This window comes from Paenibacillus haidiansis, assembly GCF_036553665.1.
Classification (GTDB): domain Bacteria; phylum Bacillota; class Bacilli; order Paenibacillales; family Paenibacillaceae; genus Fontibacillus; species Fontibacillus haidiansis.
This window is the reverse complement of the sequence record NZ_JAZHPZ010000002.1, coordinates 115,683-134,575: the sequence shown is the minus strand read 5'-3', so window position 1 is coordinate 134,575 and position 18,893 is coordinate 115,683. Positions and strand designations below refer to the sequence as shown.

16 protein-coding genes are annotated in these 18,893 nt (G+C 54.5%); all 16 read left to right on the top strand.

Translation table 11 applies throughout. The annotated features are described in order from the left end of the window. Nucleotides 1-97 precede the first annotated feature (97 nt). Nucleotides 98-826 (top strand): UMP kinase, encoded by a 729-nt coding sequence (gene pyrH / locus V3851_RS04985; protein WP_331845420.1) that lies wholly within the window; start codon nucleotides 98-100, stop codon nucleotides 824-826. Next, nucleotides 826-1,380: a ribosome recycling factor gene (gene frr / locus V3851_RS04980; RefSeq protein WP_331845419.1), complete on the top strand. Its 555-nt coding sequence runs from the start codon at nucleotides 826-828 to the stop codon at nucleotides 1,378-1,380. Before pyrH ends, frr begins: the two co-directional genes overlap by 1 nt. A gap of 70 nt (nucleotides 1,381-1,450) precedes the next feature. Then, on the top strand, nucleotides 1,451-2,218 hold the full coding sequence (locus V3851_RS04975; RefSeq protein WP_331845418.1) for an isoprenyl transferase: 768 nt from the start codon (nucleotides 1,451-1,453) through the stop codon (nucleotides 2,216-2,218). 20 nt (nucleotides 2,219-2,238) lie between these two features. Next, nucleotides 2,239-3,042, top strand: a complete 804-nt coding sequence (locus V3851_RS04970) for a phosphatidate cytidylyltransferase (RefSeq protein WP_331845417.1) — start codon at nucleotides 2,239-2,241, stop codon at nucleotides 3,040-3,042. Nucleotides 3,043-3,068: 26 nt separating this feature from the next. Then, nucleotides 3,069-4,208, top strand: coding sequence for a 1-deoxy-D-xylulose-5-phosphate reductoisomerase (locus tag V3851_RS04965; protein WP_331845416.1), 1,140 nt, complete (start codon nucleotides 3,069-3,071; stop codon nucleotides 4,206-4,208). A gap of 132 nt (nucleotides 4,209-4,340) precedes the next feature. Beyond that, on the top strand, nucleotides 4,341-5,615 hold the full coding sequence (rseP, locus tag V3851_RS04960) for an RIP metalloprotease RseP (protein WP_331845415.1): 1,275 nt from the start codon (nucleotides 4,341-4,343) through the stop codon (nucleotides 5,613-5,615). 36 nt (nucleotides 5,616-5,651) lie between these two features. Further along, on the top strand, nucleotides 5,652-7,103 hold the full coding sequence (proS, locus tag V3851_RS04955; RefSeq protein ID WP_331845414.1) for a proline--tRNA ligase: 1,452 nt from the start codon (nucleotides 5,652-5,654) through the stop codon (nucleotides 7,101-7,103). 140 nt (nucleotides 7,104-7,243) lie between these two features. Then, the gene (locus tag V3851_RS04950) at nucleotides 7,244-11,560 is read left to right on the top strand and encodes a PolC-type DNA polymerase III (protein ID WP_331845413.1); all 4,317 of its coding nucleotides are present in this window, start codon (nucleotides 7,244-7,246) and stop codon (nucleotides 11,558-11,560) included. Nucleotides 11,561-11,712: 152 nt separating this feature from the next. Then, complete coding sequence (gene rimP / locus V3851_RS04945; RefSeq protein WP_331845412.1) at nucleotides 11,713-12,174, top strand: ribosome maturation factor RimP; 462 nt, start codon at nucleotides 11,713-11,715, stop codon at nucleotides 12,172-12,174. A 48-nt stretch (nucleotides 12,175-12,222) separates the two neighbouring features. Then, nucleotides 12,223-13,320: a transcription termination factor NusA gene (nusA, locus tag V3851_RS04940; protein ID WP_331845411.1), complete on the top strand. Its 1,098-nt coding sequence runs from the start codon at nucleotides 12,223-12,225 to the stop codon at nucleotides 13,318-13,320. 31 nt (nucleotides 13,321-13,351) lie between these two features. Further along, nucleotides 13,352-13,669: an RNase P modulator RnpM gene (rnpM, locus tag V3851_RS04935; RefSeq protein WP_331845410.1), complete on the top strand. Its 318-nt coding sequence runs from the start codon at nucleotides 13,352-13,354 to the stop codon at nucleotides 13,667-13,669. Further along, nucleotides 13,662-13,985: a YlxQ family RNA-binding protein gene (locus V3851_RS04930; protein ID WP_331845409.1), complete on the top strand. Its 324-nt coding sequence runs from the start codon at nucleotides 13,662-13,664 to the stop codon at nucleotides 13,983-13,985. Before rnpM ends, V3851_RS04930 begins: the two co-directional genes overlap by 8 nt. Then, the gene (infB, locus tag V3851_RS04925; protein WP_331845408.1) at nucleotides 13,978-16,605 is read left to right on the top strand and encodes a translation initiation factor IF-2; all 2,628 of its coding nucleotides are present in this window, start codon (nucleotides 13,978-13,980) and stop codon (nucleotides 16,603-16,605) included. Before V3851_RS04930 ends, infB begins: the two co-directional genes overlap by 8 nt. Before the next feature lie 15 nt (nucleotides 16,606-16,620). Continuing rightward, nucleotides 16,621-16,974 (top strand): 30S ribosome-binding factor RbfA, encoded by a 354-nt coding sequence (gene rbfA, locus V3851_RS04920; RefSeq protein WP_331845407.1) that lies wholly within the window; start codon nucleotides 16,621-16,623, stop codon nucleotides 16,972-16,974. An 18-nt stretch (nucleotides 16,975-16,992) separates the two neighbouring features. Continuing rightward, nucleotides 16,993-17,970 carry a DHH family phosphoesterase gene (locus tag V3851_RS04915; protein WP_331845406.1) on the top strand — a complete coding sequence of 326 codons (978 nt, stop codon included), beginning with the start codon at nucleotides 16,993-16,995 and terminating at the stop codon, nucleotides 17,968-17,970. Continuing rightward, nucleotides 17,967-18,878 (top strand): tRNA pseudouridine(55) synthase TruB, encoded by a 912-nt coding sequence (gene truB / locus V3851_RS04910; RefSeq protein ID WP_331845405.1) that lies wholly within the window; start codon nucleotides 17,967-17,969, stop codon nucleotides 18,876-18,878. Before V3851_RS04915 ends, truB begins: the two co-directional genes overlap by 4 nt. Nucleotides 18,879-18,893: the final 15 nt, after the last annotated feature.

The following is an 18,893-nucleotide window of genomic DNA, read 5'->3' as shown; positions in this document are numbered from 1 at the left end:
TTAAATAGTTGGAACACGCCGTGTTCCTTCTTTTTTAACCAAACGCCCTTTTTTCGTTTTTTGAACAAAAGGGGAGATTTATAGTGGAGGTATACATTTGAAACAGCCAGTTTATAAGCGCGTTGTCTTGAAGGTCAGCGGTGAATCGCTTGCCGGACAAAGTGGATACGGTATCGATGCCGAGACGATTTCGTCGATTGCGCAGCAGGTGAAAGAAGTTGTCGAGCTCGGAGTCGAAGTCGCCATCGTATGCGGAGGCGGCAACATTTGGCGGGGAATCGCGGGCAGCGCCAAAGGGATTGACCGCGCCACGGCGGACTATATGGGGATGCTGGCCACTCTAATGAACTCGCTGGCCTTGCAGGATGCGCTCGAACAAATCGAGGTCCCTACACGGGTACAGACCTCCATCGCAATGCAGCAAATCGCCGAGCCTTACATTCGCCGCCGGGCGATCCGCCATCTGGAGAAGGGCAGAGTCGTGATTTTCGCCGCGGGCACGGGCAATCCGTTCTTCTCGACCGACACGACGGCAGCGCTTCGCGCCGCGGAAATCGAAGCCGATGTCATTCTGATGGCGAAGAACAAAGTCGACGGCGTGTACTCGGCCGATCCTTTTGTCGATCCGACCGCCGAAAAATTCGAGGTGCTCACTTACCTGGACGTGCTCAACAAAAATTTGGGCGTTATGGATTCGACGGCATCCTCGTTATGCATGGACAATAACATTCCGCTTATCGTATTTGCCATCACGGAGCAAGGGAATATCAAGCGCGTCGTCCTGGGTGAAAAAATCGGGACGATTGTCAAAGGGAGTGTAGATTAATGCCGCAAAGTATCAAAAAACATGCCGAAGAACGCATGGACAAAGCGATCCAGGCGCTTAGACGGGATCTTGCGACGCTGCGGGCTGGCAGAGCGACGCCTGCGCTGCTCGACCGCATTCAGGTTGAATATTACGGGGCGCCGACTCCGGTCAACCAGCTTGCCAACATCAATACCCCGGATTCCCGCACCCTCATGATTCAGCCGTGGGATAAATCGTCCCTGAGCGACATTGAGCGCGCGATCTTGAAATCCGACCTTGGCCTTACTCCGGCGAATGACGGATCATCCATCCGTCTTTCCATTCCGCCGCTTACGGAAGAACGCCGCGTGGAATTGGTCAAGATGACGAAGAAGTTCGGCGAAGAGGCGAAGGTGGCCATCCGCAACATCCGCCGCGACGCGAACGACGATATTAAGAAGTTGGAGAAAACCGATATCTCTGAAGACGAATCGCGCAGACACCAGGAAGATATCCAGAAAACGACCGATAAATTTATCGCGGAAGTGGATAAAGTGCTTGCTGCGAAAGAAAAAGAGATCATGGAAGTTTAAGAGACAAAAGCGGCCCCTCCTTTTACGGTGGGGTTTTGTCTCTTTTTCATCACCGGTTGGAGGAAAAGCGATGAACAAAGTTTTTGGGTCCTGGTGGAAAAAAGATAATAATTCCGCAACAGAGCTTCAGGGAAGCGAAAATATCCCGCGGCATGTCGCCATCATTATGGACGGTAACGGCCGTTGGGCGCGCAAGCTTGGATTGCCGCGGATCGTCGGTCACCGGAACGGCATGAAGGCCGTCAAACGGGCAACCACGGCGGCGGATGAAATCGGCATCTCTATTTTGACGCTTTATGCCTTCTCTACGGAAAATTGGAAGCGCCCGAAGGAAGAAGTCGATTTTCTGATGTCGCTGCCGCAGGAGTTTTTGGCGCTGGAACTTGAGGAATTGATCCAGAAAAATGTTCAGGTTCGGATGATGGGCCATACGGACCGTCTGCCCGGCCATACGATCGCCGCTATGGAAGAAGCGATTGAGCGGACCAAGAATAATACGGGACTTATTTTGAATTTTGCGCTCAATTACGGAAGCCACCGCGAGATCACCGAGAGCGTCAAGCAAATCGCCCGGGAGGTTCAAGCGGGCAAGCTCGACCCGGAGGCGATTACGCAAGAGTTGATCGGCTCGCGGCTACTCAGCGGGGATCTGCCGGACCCCGATTTGCTGATCCGTACCGGAGGCGAGCTCAGGCTCAGCAATTTCATGTTATGGCAGACGGCGTACAGCGAACTGTGGTTTACCGAACAGTACTGGCCTGAGTTCGGACGGGAGCAGCTGTTTGCGGCCGTCGCCGAGTATCAGAAACGCACCCGGCGGTATGGCGGATTATCCTAGCGGACGGAAGGTGTAGACAGTTGAAGCAACGGTTGATTACTGGAATTGTGGCCGGAGGCGGATTTCTAGGCCTCTGTCTTGTCGGCGGGATATGGTACCATGTCCTGGTGCTGATGATGGCGCTGATCGGTTACTATGAGTTCGTGCGGATGACGAAGGTTCCGCCTTTCGGCGGTACCGCCGCACTGGGGTATGTGGGCGTCCTCTACGCGGTGTTTCCGTGGAGGCTGCTTGGACTGGACATGCCTTTAAGCGTCATGGCGGTATTTTGGCTGCTCATGCTGCTGTTTCTTATCGTCACCGTGCTGACCAAAAACGAGACACCGATCGCCAGGGTGGCCATGCTGTTTCTGGGCATGGTTTATGTCGGGCTGGGCTTTTCTTATCTGGCGGCAACGCGGAGCATGCCGGACGGCCACGGATTGTTCTGGACGTTCCTGATGCTGGCCGCGATTTGGAGCAGCGACGCGGGGGCGTATTTTAGCGGCCGCAGGTTCGGCAAACACAAGCTGTGGCCGGCGATCAGCCCGAACAAAACGGTGGAGGGCGCCATCGGCGGCGTCGTGTGCGCGGTCATTGCCGCCATCCTCTTTGCGGTGTTCTCCGGCGGCCTGCTCGGTATCGGCAGAGCGCTGCTGCTCGGCGTATCGGCCGCGGTGGTCGGCCAATTGGGTGATCTCATCCAATCGGCTTACAAACGGGTATACGGCATTAAGGATTCCGGCAGCTTGCTGCCCGGACACGGCGGTATTTTGGACCGGTGCGACAGTTGGATCGCGGTGTTTCCGTTCATACATATTTTATCGCTGTTGCCGGTAATTTGATGAATTGAAATTGCGAGGTGCGCATGATGAAGAAAATAGCAATTATCGGCTCCACCGGCTCGATCGGCACGCAGACGCTGGACGTCGTGAGCCAGCATCCCGGCGAATTTTCCGTTGAAGGGCTGGCGGCGGGTGCCAATGCCGATCTGTTTGTGGAACAGGTCCGTCGGTTCCGCCCGAAGACAGCTTCGGTGGCGACCAAGGAGATTGCGGACCGGGTCCGTCCGCTGATTCCCGCGGAAGTGAAACTGTACTACGGGGAAGAGGGGCTTGTGGAAGTTGCGGCCGGAACGGATGCGGAGACGGTCGTTACGGCGATCGTAGGAAGCGCCGGACTGCCCGCGACGCTCGCGGCCATCTCCGAGGGCAAGCATATCGCCCTGGCGAATAAGGAGACGCTCGTGACCGCAGGTCATTTGGTAACCAAGCTCGCTAGGCAAAAGGGAGTTTCTTTGCTGCCTGTCGACAGTGAGCATTCGGCGATTTTCCAGTGCTTGAACGGCGAGCGGATGGAAGACTTGGAGCGGCTGACCCTGACGGCATCGGGAGGATCGTTCCGTGACCTTACTCGTGAGCAGCTCCGGAACGTGACCGTCGAGGACGCGCTGAAGCATCCGAATTGGTCGATGGGGGCAAAAATAACGATCGACTCGGCCACGATGGTCAACAAAGGATTGGAAGTGATCGAGGCCCGATGGTTGTTCGGAGTGGATTTTGAACGGATCGGCGTTTTGCTCCATCCGGAAAGCATCGTCCACTCTTTCGTTGAGTATCGTGACGGCAGTGTGATCGCGCAGATGGGTACGCCCGACATGCGGGTACCGATCCAATATGCGCTTACCTATCCGCAGCGCTGGAATTCGGACACAAAACGTTTGTCTCTGGCGGAGGTGGGACAGCTCCATTTTCGTGAGATGGATTTCGTTCGCTTCCCTTGTTTAAGACTGGCCTTTGAATGTGGTAAAATAGGAGGAACAGCGACGAGCGTCTACAATGCGGCCAACGAGGTCGCCGTCGCGAGATTCTTAAACAGGGAAATTCCGTTTTTGCGGATTGAACACATCATCGAAAGCGTGCTTTCCGTTCATAAAGTGCAGGCCGATCCGAGCTTGGAAGAGATCGGGGAAGCCGACAGATGGGCCAGAGAGACCGCCCGATCTTTGTAGTTCTCCTCGGAAAAAGTTTTCCGAAAAGCGGAAAAGCACGGATCCCGGTATTCTCTTGTACCAGTTCGGAGAATAATGATAATCTATAAGAACGTTGGACGATCCGTGCCCGAGAAGGAGGATGACTTAGGATTGGAATTGCTGAAGATTATATTTTTGACCGTTCTCATGTTCTTTGTGATTGTCACGGTGCATGAATGGGGACATTACTTCTTTGCCAAACGCGCGGGGATTCTCGTGCGTGAGTTTGCGATCGGTTTTGGTCCGAAACTGCTATCCTTCAAGCGGGACGAAACGCAGTTTACCCTTCGGCTGCTGCCTTTTGGCGGATATGCCCGGATGGCCGGGGAAGATCCGGAGATTGTGCAGATCGCGAACGGCCAGACCGTTGCGGTCCGGTTGGAAGGGGAAGAAGTTAAGAAAATCTATCTTGACCGGCTCGACAGCCGAAAGAATGTCATCCGCGGCGAAGTTACGGATGTCGATCTCGAGGACCGGCTGCAGATCAAGCTGGACGTTGACGGGGAAGCGCTGAGCTACCGTGTGCATCCGCAAGCGATGATGGTCGCGAAAGGCAAAGAGACGCAGATCGCACCGAGAGACCGCCAGTATGCCAGCAAAACGGTTGGCCAGCGGGCGTTGTCCATCTTTGCCGGACCGATGATGAATTTCATTCTCGCATTCGTGCTGTTCGCCTTGCATATTCAAATGGCTGGTATTCCGCTCGAGAATCCGAGCCATCTGGAGATCGGCGAGGTAATGAAGGGCATGCCGGCGGAAGAAGCCGGCGTGAAGCAGGGGGATATCATCGAATCGGTTAATGGCAACGCGATCGGTACGGATGCGAACAGCCTGATCGAGATGATCAAGGCCTCCCAGGATAAACCGATGGAGTGGACGGTGAAGCGGGGCGACGAAACGCTGACGATTGCGATCACCCCACGGGGCGTGGAGAATGAAGAAGGCGGCAAAGTGGGCAGCACGATCGTGACCTTCTTCCCGACGCGGAGCGCATCGTTCGGTGAGACATTCACTGTGGCGGGGAAAAACATGGTCAATACGACCGAAGCGATCTTTCTCGGCTTTAAGCAGTTGATTCAGAAGTTCTCGATGGACGATCTGGGCGGACCGGTCCGCACCTTTGAAGTCACGGGACAAATCGCCAAGCAGGGCATCGACCAGCTTACTTATTGGGCGGCGATTCTCAGCCTGTACTTGGGAATATTCAACCTGCTGCCGATTCCGGCACTGGACGGAAGCAGACTGATCTTCCTCGGCGTGGAGGCGCTGCGCGGCAAGCCGGTGGATCCGAACCGGGAAGGGCTGGTGCATTTCATCGGCTTTGCGATGCTGTTCCTGCTGATGATTGCGGTAACCTATAACGATATTTTACGATTGATCGGATAAATTTTTGGGGATTAGAAACGGGAGGACAAGGGCTACATGGCAAATGAGGATAAACAATTCGTAACGGAAATCACTCCGCAGGATGAGGATTTTTCCCGCTGGTATATCGATGTCATCAAGAAAGCTGATCTGATGGACTATTCCCCGGTACGGGGCTGCATCGTGTTTAAACCGGACGGATATGAAATCTGGGAGCATATTCAGGAGGAACTGGACCGCCGCTTTAAGGAGACGGGGCATCGCAACGCCTATTTTCCGCTGTTCATTCCCGAGAGCTTTTTCCAGAAGGAAAAAGAGCATGTGGAGGGCTTTAATCCCGAACTGCCTTGGGTGACCGAGGCGGGCGGCGAGAAGCTGGAAGAGCGTCTGGCTATCCGCCCTACTTCGGAAACCATGATCGGGCATATGTACGAAAAATGGATTCAGTCCTACCGCGATTTGCCGGTATTGATTAACCAATGGGCGAATGTGGTCCGCTGGGAAAAGCGGACGCTGCCGTTCCTGCGCACGAGCGAATTCCTGTGGCAGGAGGGCCATACTGCCCATGAAAACGAGCAGGATGCGCGTGAGGAAACGATGCGGATGCTGGAAATTTACCGCGATTTCGTGGAAAATTATTTGGCGATTCCGGTCATTGTCGGTCAGAAGACGCCATCGGAGAAATTCGCCGGCGCGGTAGACACATACTCCATCGAAGCGATGATGAAGGACGGGCGCGCCGTGCAGGCGGGGACCTCCCATTACCTCGGCACGAATTTCGCGAATGCGTTCGATATTCAGTATTTGAACCGCGACAATGTGCGGGAATATGTGCATACGACGTCCTGGGGCGTCAGCACCCGGCTGATCGGATCGCTGATCATGGTGCACGGGGACGACCGCGGTCTGGCGCTGCCGCCGAAGGTAGCGCCGAAACAGGTCATGATCATTCCGATCGGCCCGCCGAAAACCCGCGACGCCGTCGTCGGCCGGGCGGACGAGCTGTTTGCCGAACTGAAGCAAGCCGGCGTGCGCGTCGGCATCGATGACCGGGGCGACATCCGGCCGGGCTGGAAATTCAACGAGTACGAAATGCGAGGCGTTCCGGTCCGTCTGGAAATCGGACCGCGCGATATGGAGAACGGGGTATGCGTGCTTGTATCCCGGATCAGCGGCGAGAAGAAAGTCGTCTCCCAGGATAACCTGGTGGAAGAAGTCAAAGCGATGCTGGAGCAGGTTCACAACGAGATGTTTGAACGGGCCAAAGCGTTCCGCGAGGAGCATTTCTACTCGGTCGATACGCTGGAAGAGATGAAAGCCAGCATGGACGAGAAGCGCGGCTTTACCTTGGCCGGCTGGTGCGGCTCCGAGGCTTGCGAGAGCCATGTCAAGGAAGAAACGGGCGCCACGAGCCGGAATATTCCGTTTGAGCCGGAAGTCACAAAAACGACTTGTCTCGTATGCGGGGAAGCGGCGAAGCATACCGTTGTTTTTGCCAGAGCCTATTAATCATAAACTCATCTATTGGAAGGCTTCCGGCAGGAAACTGCCGACAGGTGACTTATCCCTGTCGGCTCTTGCTTCGGAAGCCTTGTTTTTTAAGACAATGCTGTTAAGTCGTTACCGTTTTTCGCATGGGAGGGGAAAGCATGTCCGACGCCAAGGGGAGAAGAACGCGTCTCGAGCTGTTGATGAAACAGGCGGAAATGCCGGCATCCGTGGTCGATCCGTATTTTCTGGACGGATATATCGACCAAGTGGAAGTTAGCCGGAGCAACAAGGATTGGAAGATTACACTGATCAAAAGCACATTGGTTCCGGGACAGGTATACCGGACTTTTTGTCTGAAGATCAAGGAACGAATGGAGCATATCGCGCATATTTCTTTTTTATTCCGCTATGAGGACGGGGTGGCTGCGGCGGAGATCGTGCAGGAGTACTGGAAGCTGTTTCTGGAATGGGTGCAGCGGGAAGTTCCGTCCGTAAACGGCTGGATGGCGAGAGCCGCCCACGAAGTGGACGACGATCTCGTCTCGGTCACCTTCACGGACTCCACCTCACTGGAGCTCGCCCGCAAGAAAGGCATCGACCGGGCGATCACCGTATTTTACGAGCAGTATTTTGGTCTGAGTCTGCGGGTCAAGCTGCTGACCGGCGAGCCTAACAGCGAAATGTTTGAAGAGTTCCAGCAGCGGATCGTTGAGGAAGAGCGGGAAGTGATCCAGCAGCTGATGGAAAGCATGGCCGTGGAAGCTCCTCCGGAAGAGGTTGACGGCGAGGTCATTAAGCTGCAGATCGGATACGATATCAAGGAACAGCCTGTACCGATCCAGGACATTCAGGACGAAGAGAAGAAGATTACCATTCAGGGTACGATTTTCGGGCTGAACCGCAAAGAGCTGCGTAACGGGAATACCTTGTTTATTTTTAACCTGACCGACTTTACCGATTCTCTGCAAATGAAGTTGTTTGCCAAGAATAAGGAAGATCTGAAGGTCATGGGACAGCTGGCCAACGGCAAATGGATTAAAGCGCGCGGCAAAGTGGAAATGGACCGCTTCATGCAGATTCCCGAGCTGGTGATGATCCCGTCGGATCTGTGCGAAATTTCCGCGCCTCCCGGCCGGAAGGATAACGCCGCGGAGAAACGCGTGGAATTCCATCTGCACACGACGATGAGCGCGATGGACGCGGTGACGCCGATCGGCGATTACGTTAAAATGGCGGCGAAATGGGGGCACAAAGCGATCGCCGTTACCGATCACGGCGGGGTGCAATGCTATCCCGACGCGGCCAAAGCGGCCAAGAAGAACGGAATTAAAATGATTTATGGCGTCGAGGCCAACGTGGTCAACGATAATGTGGCGGTTGTGCTGAACCCCCGTCCCGAAGATCTGAAAACGACGACTTTTGTCGTCTTCGATATCGAGACCACGGGGCTTTCCGTGACGCAAAACAAAATTATCGAAATCGCCGCTGTCAAAATGGAAGAAGGCAAAGAAATCGACCGGTATGCAACCTTTGTTGATCCGCATGAGCGCATTCCTTATAACATTCAGCAACTGACCAATATTACCGATGAGATGGTTCAGGGCGCGCCCGATGTGGAGCCGGTGCTGAAGCGGTTCGTGGAATTTGCCGGCGATGCGGTGCTTGTCGCCCATAATGCCCGGTTCGACGTCGATTTCGTAAACGCCAAGCTGAAGGAACTGGGTTTGCCGCAGATGGATAACCCGGTGCTCGATACGCTCGAGCTGGCCAGAATGCTGTTCCCGACAATGAAGAATCACCGCCTCAATACGCTTGCGGCCAAATACAAAGTATCGCTGGAAAGCCATCACCGGGCGATTGACGATACGGTGGCGCTGGGGCATATTTTGAACGGGCTGCTCGATGATGCGGCTAAAATAGAAGGCATTACGTCATTGGAACGGCTGAATGACAAGGTCGGTAAGGATCTGTCCAACGCGCGTCCGTTCCATTGCGGCATTTACGCCCTTAACATGACCGGCAAGAAGAATCTCTTCAAGCTCGTGTCCATGTCCCATACCGAATATTTCAAACGGGTGGCCTGTATTCCGAAATCGAAGCTGGTCGAAATGCGCGAGGGGCTGCTCATTATCTCCGGTTGTGAAAAAGGAGAATTTTTCGAAGCGGTGCTGAACAAATCGGTGGAGGAAGCCGAAGGGATCGCCGAATTTTACGATGTACTGGAAATTCAGCCGCTCACGATGTATATGCATCTCGTCGACAAGGGACTGGTCGGCAGTGTGGAAGAATTAAAGATCGCGATTCGCAAGGTGATCGAGATCGGCGAAAGACTCGGCAAACCGGTCGTAGCCACCGGCAATGTCCACTATCTTGATCCGCGCGACAAGCTGTTCCGCGACATTACGATTCACGGGATTACGGGCTTCAGCCCGCTGAAGGATATCCGCAAGCCGGACGCGCATTTTCGTTCGACGGACGAGATGCTGGAGGAATTTGAGTTTCTGGGAAAGGACAAAGCTTTCGAAGTCGTCGTGAAAAATACTTCCGAGCTGGCGGACCGCTTCGAGGAGCTGGAACTGTTTCCGGACAAGCTGTTTACCCCGATTATCGAAGGGGCGGAAGAGGAAATCCGCAATACTTGCTACCAGACGGCCAGATCGATTTATGGCGATGATCTTCCCGAAGTAGTGGTCAAACGTCTGGAAAAAGAGCTCGAGCCGATTATCAAATACGGCTTCTCGGCCAACTATCTGATATCGGAACGGCTGGTTAAAAAGTCCAACCAGGACGGATATCTCGTCGGTTCGCGGGGATCGGTCGGTTCTTCCGTGGTGGCGACGTTCCTTGGCATCTCCGAGGTTAACCCGCTGCCGGCCCATTATATTTGCAAGAATTCCGACTGCAAATACAGCGAATGGTTTCTCGACGGCAGCGTGCCTAGCGGATTCGACCTGCCGGACAAGGATTGTCCGAAGTGCGGGAACAAGCTGAAAGGAGAAGGTCAGGACATCCCGTTCGAGACGTTCCTTGGCTTTAAAGGCGACAAGGTTCCCGATATCGACCTTAACTTTTCCGGGGAATATCAGCCGCAGGCCCACAACTTCACCAAAGTCATGTTCGGGGAGAAGAACGTTTTCCGTGCCGGAACGATCGGTACGGTCGCCGAGAAGACGGCGTTCGGCTTCGCGAAGAAGTATGAGGAAGAGCATCACAAGCATTGGCGCGGCGCCGAACTGAACCGGCTGGCCGCCGGCTGTACCGGCGTGAAGCGGAGCACGGGCCAGCACCCGGGTGGTATCGTCGTCGTGCCGGACTATATTGAGGTGGAGGATATTACTCCTGTCCAATACCCTGCGGATGACACGGGGGCCGAATGGAAGACGACGCATTTTGATTATCACGCTTTTGACGCGAATCTGCTCAAGCTTGATATTCTGGGCCATGATGATCCGACGATGATGCGGATGCTGCAGGATTTGACCGGTCTCGATCCGACGACGATTCCGATGAACGATCCGAAGGTCATGAGCATGTTCAATTCCACCGAAGCGCTGGGCGTAACGCCGGAGCAGATCCGCACCCCGGTCGCAACCTACGGGATCCCGGAGATGGGGACGAAATTCGTGCGTCAGATGCTTGTGGAATCGCAACCGTCCTCGTTTGCGGACTTGCTGCAAATTTCGGGACTGTCCCACGGTACCGGCGTATGGCTCGGGAATGCCCAGGAACTGATCAAGAACGGCACGTGCAACATCAAGACCGTAATCGGCTGCCGGGACGACATTATGCTGTACTTAATCTACAAGGCGGGTATGGACGCCGGCCTGGCGTTTAAAATTACGGAGAGCGTACGGAAGGGCAAAGGCTTGACACAGGAATGGATCGATGAGATGAAAAAATGCAAGGTGCCGCAATGGTACATTGATTCCTGCCTGAAAATCCAGTACATGTTCCCGAAAGCGCATGCCGCGGCCTATGTCATTTCGGCGGTGCGGACATCGTATTTCAAACTGTATTATCCGATCGAGTTCTATGCGACCTACTTCTCGGTGCGCGGCGAGGATTTCGATATCGAGCTGTGCTGCCAGGGTTATGAAGCGATCTACCGTAAGATCGAGGAGATCGAAGCCAAGGGGTTCCAGGCGCTGCCGAAAGAGAAAAACATGCTGCCGATTCTGGAAATGGCGCTTGAAATGACAGCGCGCGGCTTCCGGTTCAAGGGAATCGACCTTTACCGCTCCGACGCGACGAAATTCATCGTCGACGGCGACGCGCTCATTCCTCCGTTCTCCGCGCTCGCCGGGATCGGCGACAACGCGGCGAAGAACATTGCCGCGGCCAAGGAGCAAGGCGAATTCCTCTCGATCGAGGATTTCCAGCAGAAATCGAAGGCAAGCAAAACGATCGTCGAGCTGCTCGGTTCGATGGGCTGCTTCCGGGGTTTGCCGGAAAGCAATCAGCTTTCGCTGTTTTAGCCCGTCGTAAAGGCGTTTTACTTGTCACTCCAACCGGACTATGTTATAATTTTTTTGGTAATCATGGAGATAGAACCGTTGTTTAAAGAGTGGGGAAACCCACTCTTTACTCTTTGGTATACAGGAAAGAACCATATGGAGGTAATGTACGCTTGAGCACACCGAAAATCAAAGCGGCCGTGGAAGAGATGGTGACCCCCTTTTTGCAGGAGAACGGCTTTGAACTGGTAGACATCGAGTACGTTAAGGAAGGAAGCAATTGGTTCCTGCGCGTATTCGTCGATAAAGAGGGAGGCATCGATATCGACGATTGCGGCCGGATCAGCGAAGTTTTAAGCGCCAAGCTGGATGAGAACGATCCGATTCCATCCGCTTATTTTTTGGAAGTATCCTCTCCCGGGGCGGAACGCCCGCTGAAGAAGGCGGAGGATGTGGCCAAGGCCGTCGGCAAGGATGTGTTTGTGACTACATATGAACCGGTAGACGGCTTGAAGGAATTTGAAGGCCGGCTCCTTTCGTTTGCGGACGAACGCCTGGTCGTCGAAGTCGGGAACAAGAGCCATACCATTCCATACAGCAAGGTAGCCAGCGCTAGGTTGGCCATCATTTTTTAACAACGATCAACAACGGCAGGGGACAATGAAAGGGGGAACTCGAGGCAAATGAGTATGGATTTTATCGAAGCGATGAACGAGTTGGAAAGGGAAAAAGGGATCAGCAAAGATATTTTGTTCGAAGCGATTGAAGCCGCGCTGATCTCCAGCTACAAGCGAAATTTCAATACGGCGCAAAATGTGCGCGTGGATATGAACCGTCATTCCGGCGTCATTAAAGTGTTTGCCCGCAAGCTGGTGGTGGAGGAGGTGCTCGATCCGCGCACGGAAATTTCGCTGCCGGCGGCGCGGGAAATCAACCCGAACTTCCAGCTTGAAGATGTCGCGGAAATCGAAGTGACGCCGCGCGATTTCGGGCGCATCGCCGCCCAAACCGCTAAGCAGGTTGTCACGCAGCGCATCCGCGAGGCGGAACGCGGTCTGATCTACAACGCGTTTGTGGAGAAAGAAGAAGATATCGTCACCGGGATCGTACAGCGTCAGGATTTGCGCAATATTTTCGTCGATCTGGGCAAAGTGGAGGCTCATCTGCCGCTGAACGAGCTGATGCCGAACGAGAAATTCAAGCACGGCGACCGGATCAAGGCTTATATCACCAAGGTGGAAAATACGACGAAGGGCCCGCAAATTTTGTTGTCCCGCACTCATCCAGGCCTTTTGAAACGTTTGTTTGAACTGGAGGTTCCGGAAATTTTCGACGGCGTAGTAGAGATTCGTTCCGTTGCCCGCGAAGCGGGATTCCGTTCGAAGATCGCCGTGTATTCGCGCAACAGTGAAGTCGATCCGGTCGGCTCCTGCGTCGGCCCGAAGGGAACGCGCGTGCAAACGATCGTAAACGAGCTGCGCGGCGAGAAAATCGATATCGTTCGCTATTCCGACAATGTCGAGGAATATGTCGCCAATGCGCTCAGCCCTTCCAAAGTGCTTGAAGTTCAAGTCTTTGAAGCGGAGAAAATGGCTCGCGTCATCGTGCCGGATTACCAGCTGTCGCTGGCGATCGGTATCAAGGGCCAGAACGCCCGGCTTGCCGCCAAACTGACCGGCTGGAAAATCGATATCAAGAGTGAAACCCAGGCGGAAGAGGAATTCGGAAGAGAGAAAACCGACCAGGACGAACTGCCGCAAGATTCCGTTTCCGTCGATTGATCAGCAAGTATGAAACGGGGGTCCGGTTTGGATGAAAACTAGAAAAATACCGCTGCGCAAATGCGTCGCCTGCCAGCAGATGATGCCGAAGAAATCGTTGATCCGCGTCGTCCGTTCGCCGGAAGGCGAAGTATCGATCGACCTCACCGGCAAGAAATCGGGGCGCGGGGCTTATCTTTGCGGCCAGGTATCCTGCTTCAAACTCGCCCACAAGAACCGCGCGCTCGACCGGGCCTTAAAGGCCCCGGTAGGGCAGGAGGTTTATGAACAGCTGGCCCGCGATTTCCTGGCCGTTGAAGAGGAGTTCATCGCCGGCCGGGATCAGGCCGGGGAGGACGACGATGAGTAAGGCGCTGTCTTATCTGGGACTGGCGACGCGGGCAGGGAAATTGTTGAGCGGGGATGAACTGGTGCTGAAAAGCATCCGCTCATCCGAAGCGAAGCTGGTTATCGTTGCCGGCGATGCTTCCGCCAACACCAGAAAGAAATTTACCGACAAGTGTACAACCTACGAAGTTCCTTTGATCATCGGTTTCGATCGGGAGCGGCTCGGTTCGAGCGTGGGCCGGCCCGAACGGGTCGTGCTGGCGCTGACGGATCAAGGGTTTGCCGATATGATCACAAAAGAAATCGAGAAAACGCCGGAGGTGGAGTATATTGAGTAAACAAGAGAACAAAGATAAACTCAGTGTGTATGAATACGCCAAATCGCTTAATATGAGCAGTAAAGAAATTATTACGATTCTTAAGCGTCTTAATATTCCGGTCAACAATCATATGAGTGTGATGGAGAATGATTCCGTCGCTCGTGTGGAGCAGTTCTTCAAGGATATTAAGAGCAACGCCGCGGCGAAAAGAGAAAATACGGGACGCGCTGAAGCTCCAGCCAAATCGCCGGCTCCGGCTTCCGCAGGAGGAAGTCAGACACCGAAATCATCGGCCGGGGATCACTCCGGACAGCGTGGAGACCAGGGCCGAAACGTCCCTCACAATCAAGAGCAAAAGCATCACAAAAATCAACAAGAAAAGCAGGTTAGCATGAATAATAAATCAAATAACAACTCATCCTCTGCCTCAGGCAGCACACAAGCCGTTCAAGAAAGATCGAATCGCCAGTCGGGCGGAAGCCATATGAATCAATCTTCCCGTCCTCAGAATTCCCAAGGGAACGGCCAATCGCAAGGTCGTGGTCCGCAGCAAAACCGCAACCAAAACCAAGGCGGCGGAGCGCGGAACGACGCGTCCCGTTCCGGTAATAACGGTGCCCGCAATAACCAACCGAACCGCGGCGGCGGTTCCAACGGCACCGGCGGAAATACCGGTTACGCCGGCGGCAATAGAGGCCAAGGTGGGCAAGGCGGTCAAAACCAGGGCCAAAGAAAAGGCAATAACAACAATTACAATAAATCCGGCAAAAACTTTGACGATAACCGTCAGGGCGGATTCAAGAACAACAATCGCGGCGGTAAAGGCGGCCGTGGTGGCAGAGGCAATCAGAATCATCAGCCGCCGCGTGAGAAGATCGACAACACGCCGAAGAAAATTATCGTTCGCGGTACAATGACCGTTGGCGAAACCGCCAAACTGCTTCATAAGGATGCTTCCGAGGTAATCAAGAAGCTGATCCTGCTCGGCGTCATGGCGACGATCAATCAGGAACTCGATATCGACACGATTCTGCTGCTCGCCGGAGAATTCGGTGTGGAAGTGGAAGTGAAGATCCCTGTCGAGGACGATCGCTTTGAAACGATTGAAGAAGTCGACGACGAAGCCGATTTGAAGGAACGTCCACCGGTCGTTACGATTATGGGTCATGTCGATCACGGTAAAACTACGCTGCTTGACGCCATTCGCTCGACGAATGTTACAGGCGCCGAAGCCGGCGGGATTACCCAGCACATTGGTGCTTATCAGGTTGAAATCAACGGCAAGAAAATTACATTCCTGGATACTCCGGGTCACGAAGCGTTTACCGCAATGCGCGCCCGCGGCGCTCAATTGACCGATATCACGATCATCGTCGTGGCCGCCGATGACGGCGTGATGCCGCAGACGGTCGAAGCTGTCAACCACGCCAAGGCCGCAGGTCTGCCGATCATTGTGGCCGTCAACAAGATTGACAAGCCGGACGCTAATCCGGATAAAGTGAAACAGGAATTGACCGAATACGGTCTTGTTCCGGAAGAATGGGGCGGAGAAACGATCTTCGTCAATGTATCGGCCAAACAGAAAATGGGTCTGGAAGACCTGCTGGAAATGATTCTGCTCGTGGCGGAAGTCAATGAATATAAAGCCAATCCCAACAAGCGCGCTCGCGGCGCCGTCATCGAAGCCGAGCTCGACAAGAGCCGCGGACCGGTTGCCCGCGTGCTGGTACAGCACGGGACGCTGAAGGTCGGCGACGCATTCGTGGCCGGCAACAGCTTCGGCCGGGTCCGCGCCATGGTCAACGACAAAGGCCGTCGCCTGAAAGAGGCGGGACCTTCGACGCCGGTGGAAATCACCGGTCTGACCGAAGTGCCGCAAGCCGGCGATCCGTTCATGGTGTTCGAGGACGAACGCAAGGCACGCTCCATCGCGGACAAACGGGCAACGGCCCAGCGCCAGTCCGATCTCGGCGCCAACACGCGCGTGACGCTCGACGACTTGTTCCGGCATATTAAAGAAGGCGAGATCAAGGATTTGAACGTCATCATCAAAGCAGACGTACAAGGCTCGGTCGAAGCCCTCAAAGGCTCTTTGGAGAAAATCGAAGTGGAAGGCGTACGCGTGAAAATCATTCACAGCGGTGCCGGCGCCATTACGGAATCCGATGTTATTTTGGCCGCGGCTTCGAACGCGATCATTATCGGCTTCAACGTTCGTCCGGATAGCCAGACGAAGGCGACGGCGGAGCAGGAGAAAGTCGATATCCGTCTCCACCGCGTCATATACAACGCGATCGAAGAGATCGAACAGGCGATGAAAGGCATGCTCGATCCGGTTTACAAGGAAGCGGTCATCGGCCATGCCGAAGTGCGCAGCACGTTTAAAATCAGTAAAGTCGGAACCATTGCCGGCTGTATGGTCACTTCGGGCAAGATTTCGCGCAATGCGGAAGCGCGCCTGATCCGCGACGGCATCGTCATTTATGAAGGCAAAATCGACTCGCTTAAACGGTTTAAAGATGATGCGAAGGAAGTCGCGCAGGGTTACGAATGCGGGATTACCCTCGATAATTATAACGACGTCAAGGAAGGCGACGTTATCGAAGCGTTCATTATGGAAACCGTTCAACCGAAATAAGGTGGGGTGTCACTCATGGCCAAAAATCGTACCGGCCGCGTAGCTGAACAGATCAAGAAAGAACTTAGCCTGTTGATCCAAAGCGAGCTGAAAGATCCTCGCATCGGATTTGTCACCGTGACCGGGGTCGATGTGACAAACGATCTATCGCAAGCGACCGTATATTTGAGCGTGTTCGGAGATGAAGAAAGCAAGCAGAATTCGTTGAAAGGGCTGGACAAAGCGAACGGATTCCTGCGGACCGAAATCGGCAAGCGGATACGCCTCAGACATACGCCGGAGTTGATTTTCAAAATCGACCAATCGATCGCCTACGGAAGCCGAATCGAGAAGCTTCTCAGCGATATATCGGAGGAACACGAAAATTAGAATTTAAAGGAGACGGCAATGCAGACCAATGAACGGGAGTTCCGGCAAGCGCAGCAGTTTTTGACGGAGCATGATCATTTCCTCGTAGTGTCGCATGTACAGCCGGACGGAGATGCGGTCAGCTCTACCCTTGCGGTGGGCTGGCTTCTCTCATGTCTGGGTAAAAATTACGTCATGGTCAATGAAGGGCCGATTCCGCAGCGGATGGAGTATTTGTGGAAAGCGGAGGACATCGTCGATTTATCGCAAACGCCGGTTGCCGAAACCTATAAACACGTCATCTGCGTAGATTGTGCGGATTTCAAGCGGACAGGCAAGAGCAGTTTGCTGTTTTCCGAGGATGCCGAAATCTTGAATATTGACCATCATCCTACGAACGACGGGTATGGAACCTTCAACCTCATCGTTGCCGATGCGGCCGCTACCGTGGAAATATTGTACGATTTGATCACTTTTATGAATATTGAACCGGATCAAAATATGGCGACGGCGATCTATACCGGACTCTTGACCGATACCGGCGGATTCCGTTATTCCAGCACTTCCCCCAAAGTGATGGCAACCGCCTCCAAGCTGCTGGAATACGGTGTGGACGGACCCGGATTGTCCGAGCTGTTGCTGGAGCAAATGACCTTGCCGCAGCTGCGGCTGCTTACCCGGGCGCTGAACGGGCTGCAAATGACCGAAGACGGGAAGATCAGCTGGGTTTCCGTCGATGACGAGGATATGCAGGCGGTGGGAGCGATTCACGAGGATTTGGAAGGCATCGTAAATTACCCCCGCAATATTCAGGGGGTTGAAGTCGGCTTACTGTTTAAAGTCATCAATGAGAACGCGGTGAAAGTAAGCATGCGTTCGGCGGGAAAAGTCGATGTAGCGAGCGTGGCGCAGCATTTCGGCGGCGGCGGACATGTCCGGGCCGCGGGCGCGCGGATCGAGGGCATGCTGGAATCCATCGTGCCGCAAGTCATTGAGCAGGTGAAGCGGCAGCTATGAACTCTTATGAAGGCATTCTGCCCATTCTGAAACCCGCCGGATTCACTTCGCACGATGTTGTCGCCAAGAGCCGCGGCATCCTCAAGATGAAGCGGATCGGGCATACGGGCACGCTGGATCCGGCTGTTACCGGTGTGCTTCCGCTATGCCTGGGACGGGCGACCCGCATGGTTGAATACTTACAGGAGCTGCCGAAGGAATACGAAGCCACGCTGGTGCTGGGGTTGGCGACGGACACTGAGGATATGTCCGGTACGGTCGTGGAGCGGCTGGAACAAGTCTCCGTCACGGAAGCAGAAGTGCGCGCGGTATTGGAGAGATTCGTCGGGACCATCTCGCAAATTCCGCCGATGTATTCCGCGCTTAAGCAGGACGGGAAACGTCTCTATGAGCTGGCTCGCGAAGGCAAAACCGTGGAGCGAAAGCCGCGTGAGGTAACGATTTACGAACTGGAGCTGCTGGGCTTCTTCCCCGATCCCGTACATCCGAAAATCTCTTTCCGCACCTTATGCTCCAAAGGAACCTACATCCGGACGCTGTGCGTCGACATCGGACGGGCGCTGGGCGTTCCGGCCGTGATGGAAGAACTGAAGCGGACGATGTCGGCGGGCATCCGGGAGGACCGCTGCTTGACGCTGGAGCAACTGGCGCAGGAGGCCCGGAACGGAGCTTTGCAGGAACGGCTGATTCCGGTCGATCAGGCCGTAAGCCATTTGCCCGCACACACCGTGCGGGAGGAGAAGGTGATGGCCGCTCTGCAGGGACAGCGTCTGTCGCGGTCGGCGGTTGAGCCGGAAGCGGCCCCGGGAACAGTGCTCCGTCTCTATAGTCCGGAGCGCCGGTTTCTCGGCATTTACCGCGTAGAGGAGCCGGGAGGCGCCGTAACGCCGGTGAAAGTCTTTTCTTAATCCAGCTATAATCTA

Coding starts and splice junctions, on each gene's coding strand:
- rnpM (WP_331845410.1), top strand. CDS start 13,352: ATGAAAACTAGAAAAATACCGCTGCGCAAATGCGTCGCCTGCCAGCAG.
- V3851_RS04915 (WP_331845406.1), top strand. CDS start 16,993: ATGCAGACCAATGAACGGGAGTTCCGGCAAGCGCAGCAGTTTTTGACG.
- V3851_RS04975 (WP_331845418.1), top strand. CDS start 1,451: ATGAACAAAGTTTTTGGGTCCTGGTGGAAAAAAGATAATAATTCCGCA.
- V3851_RS04950 (WP_331845413.1), top strand. CDS start 7,244: ATGTCCGACGCCAAGGGGAGAAGAACGCGTCTCGAGCTGTTGATGAAA.
- frr (WP_331845419.1), top strand. CDS start 826: ATGCCGCAAAGTATCAAAAAACATGCCGAAGAACGCATGGACAAAGCG.
- V3851_RS04965 (WP_331845416.1), top strand. CDS start 3,069: ATGAAGAAAATAGCAATTATCGGCTCCACCGGCTCGATCGGCACGCAG.
- V3851_RS04930 (WP_331845409.1), top strand. CDS start 13,662: ATGAGTAAGGCGCTGTCTTATCTGGGACTGGCGACGCGGGCAGGGAAA.
- proS (WP_331845414.1), top strand. CDS start 5,652: ATGGCAAATGAGGATAAACAATTCGTAACGGAAATCACTCCGCAGGAT.
- truB (WP_331845405.1), top strand. CDS start 17,967: ATGAACTCTTATGAAGGCATTCTGCCCATTCTGAAACCCGCCGGATTC.
- nusA (WP_331845411.1), top strand. CDS start 12,223: ATGAGTATGGATTTTATCGAAGCGATGAACGAGTTGGAAAGGGAAAAA.
- rbfA (WP_331845407.1), top strand. CDS start 16,621: ATGGCCAAAAATCGTACCGGCCGCGTAGCTGAACAGATCAAGAAAGAA.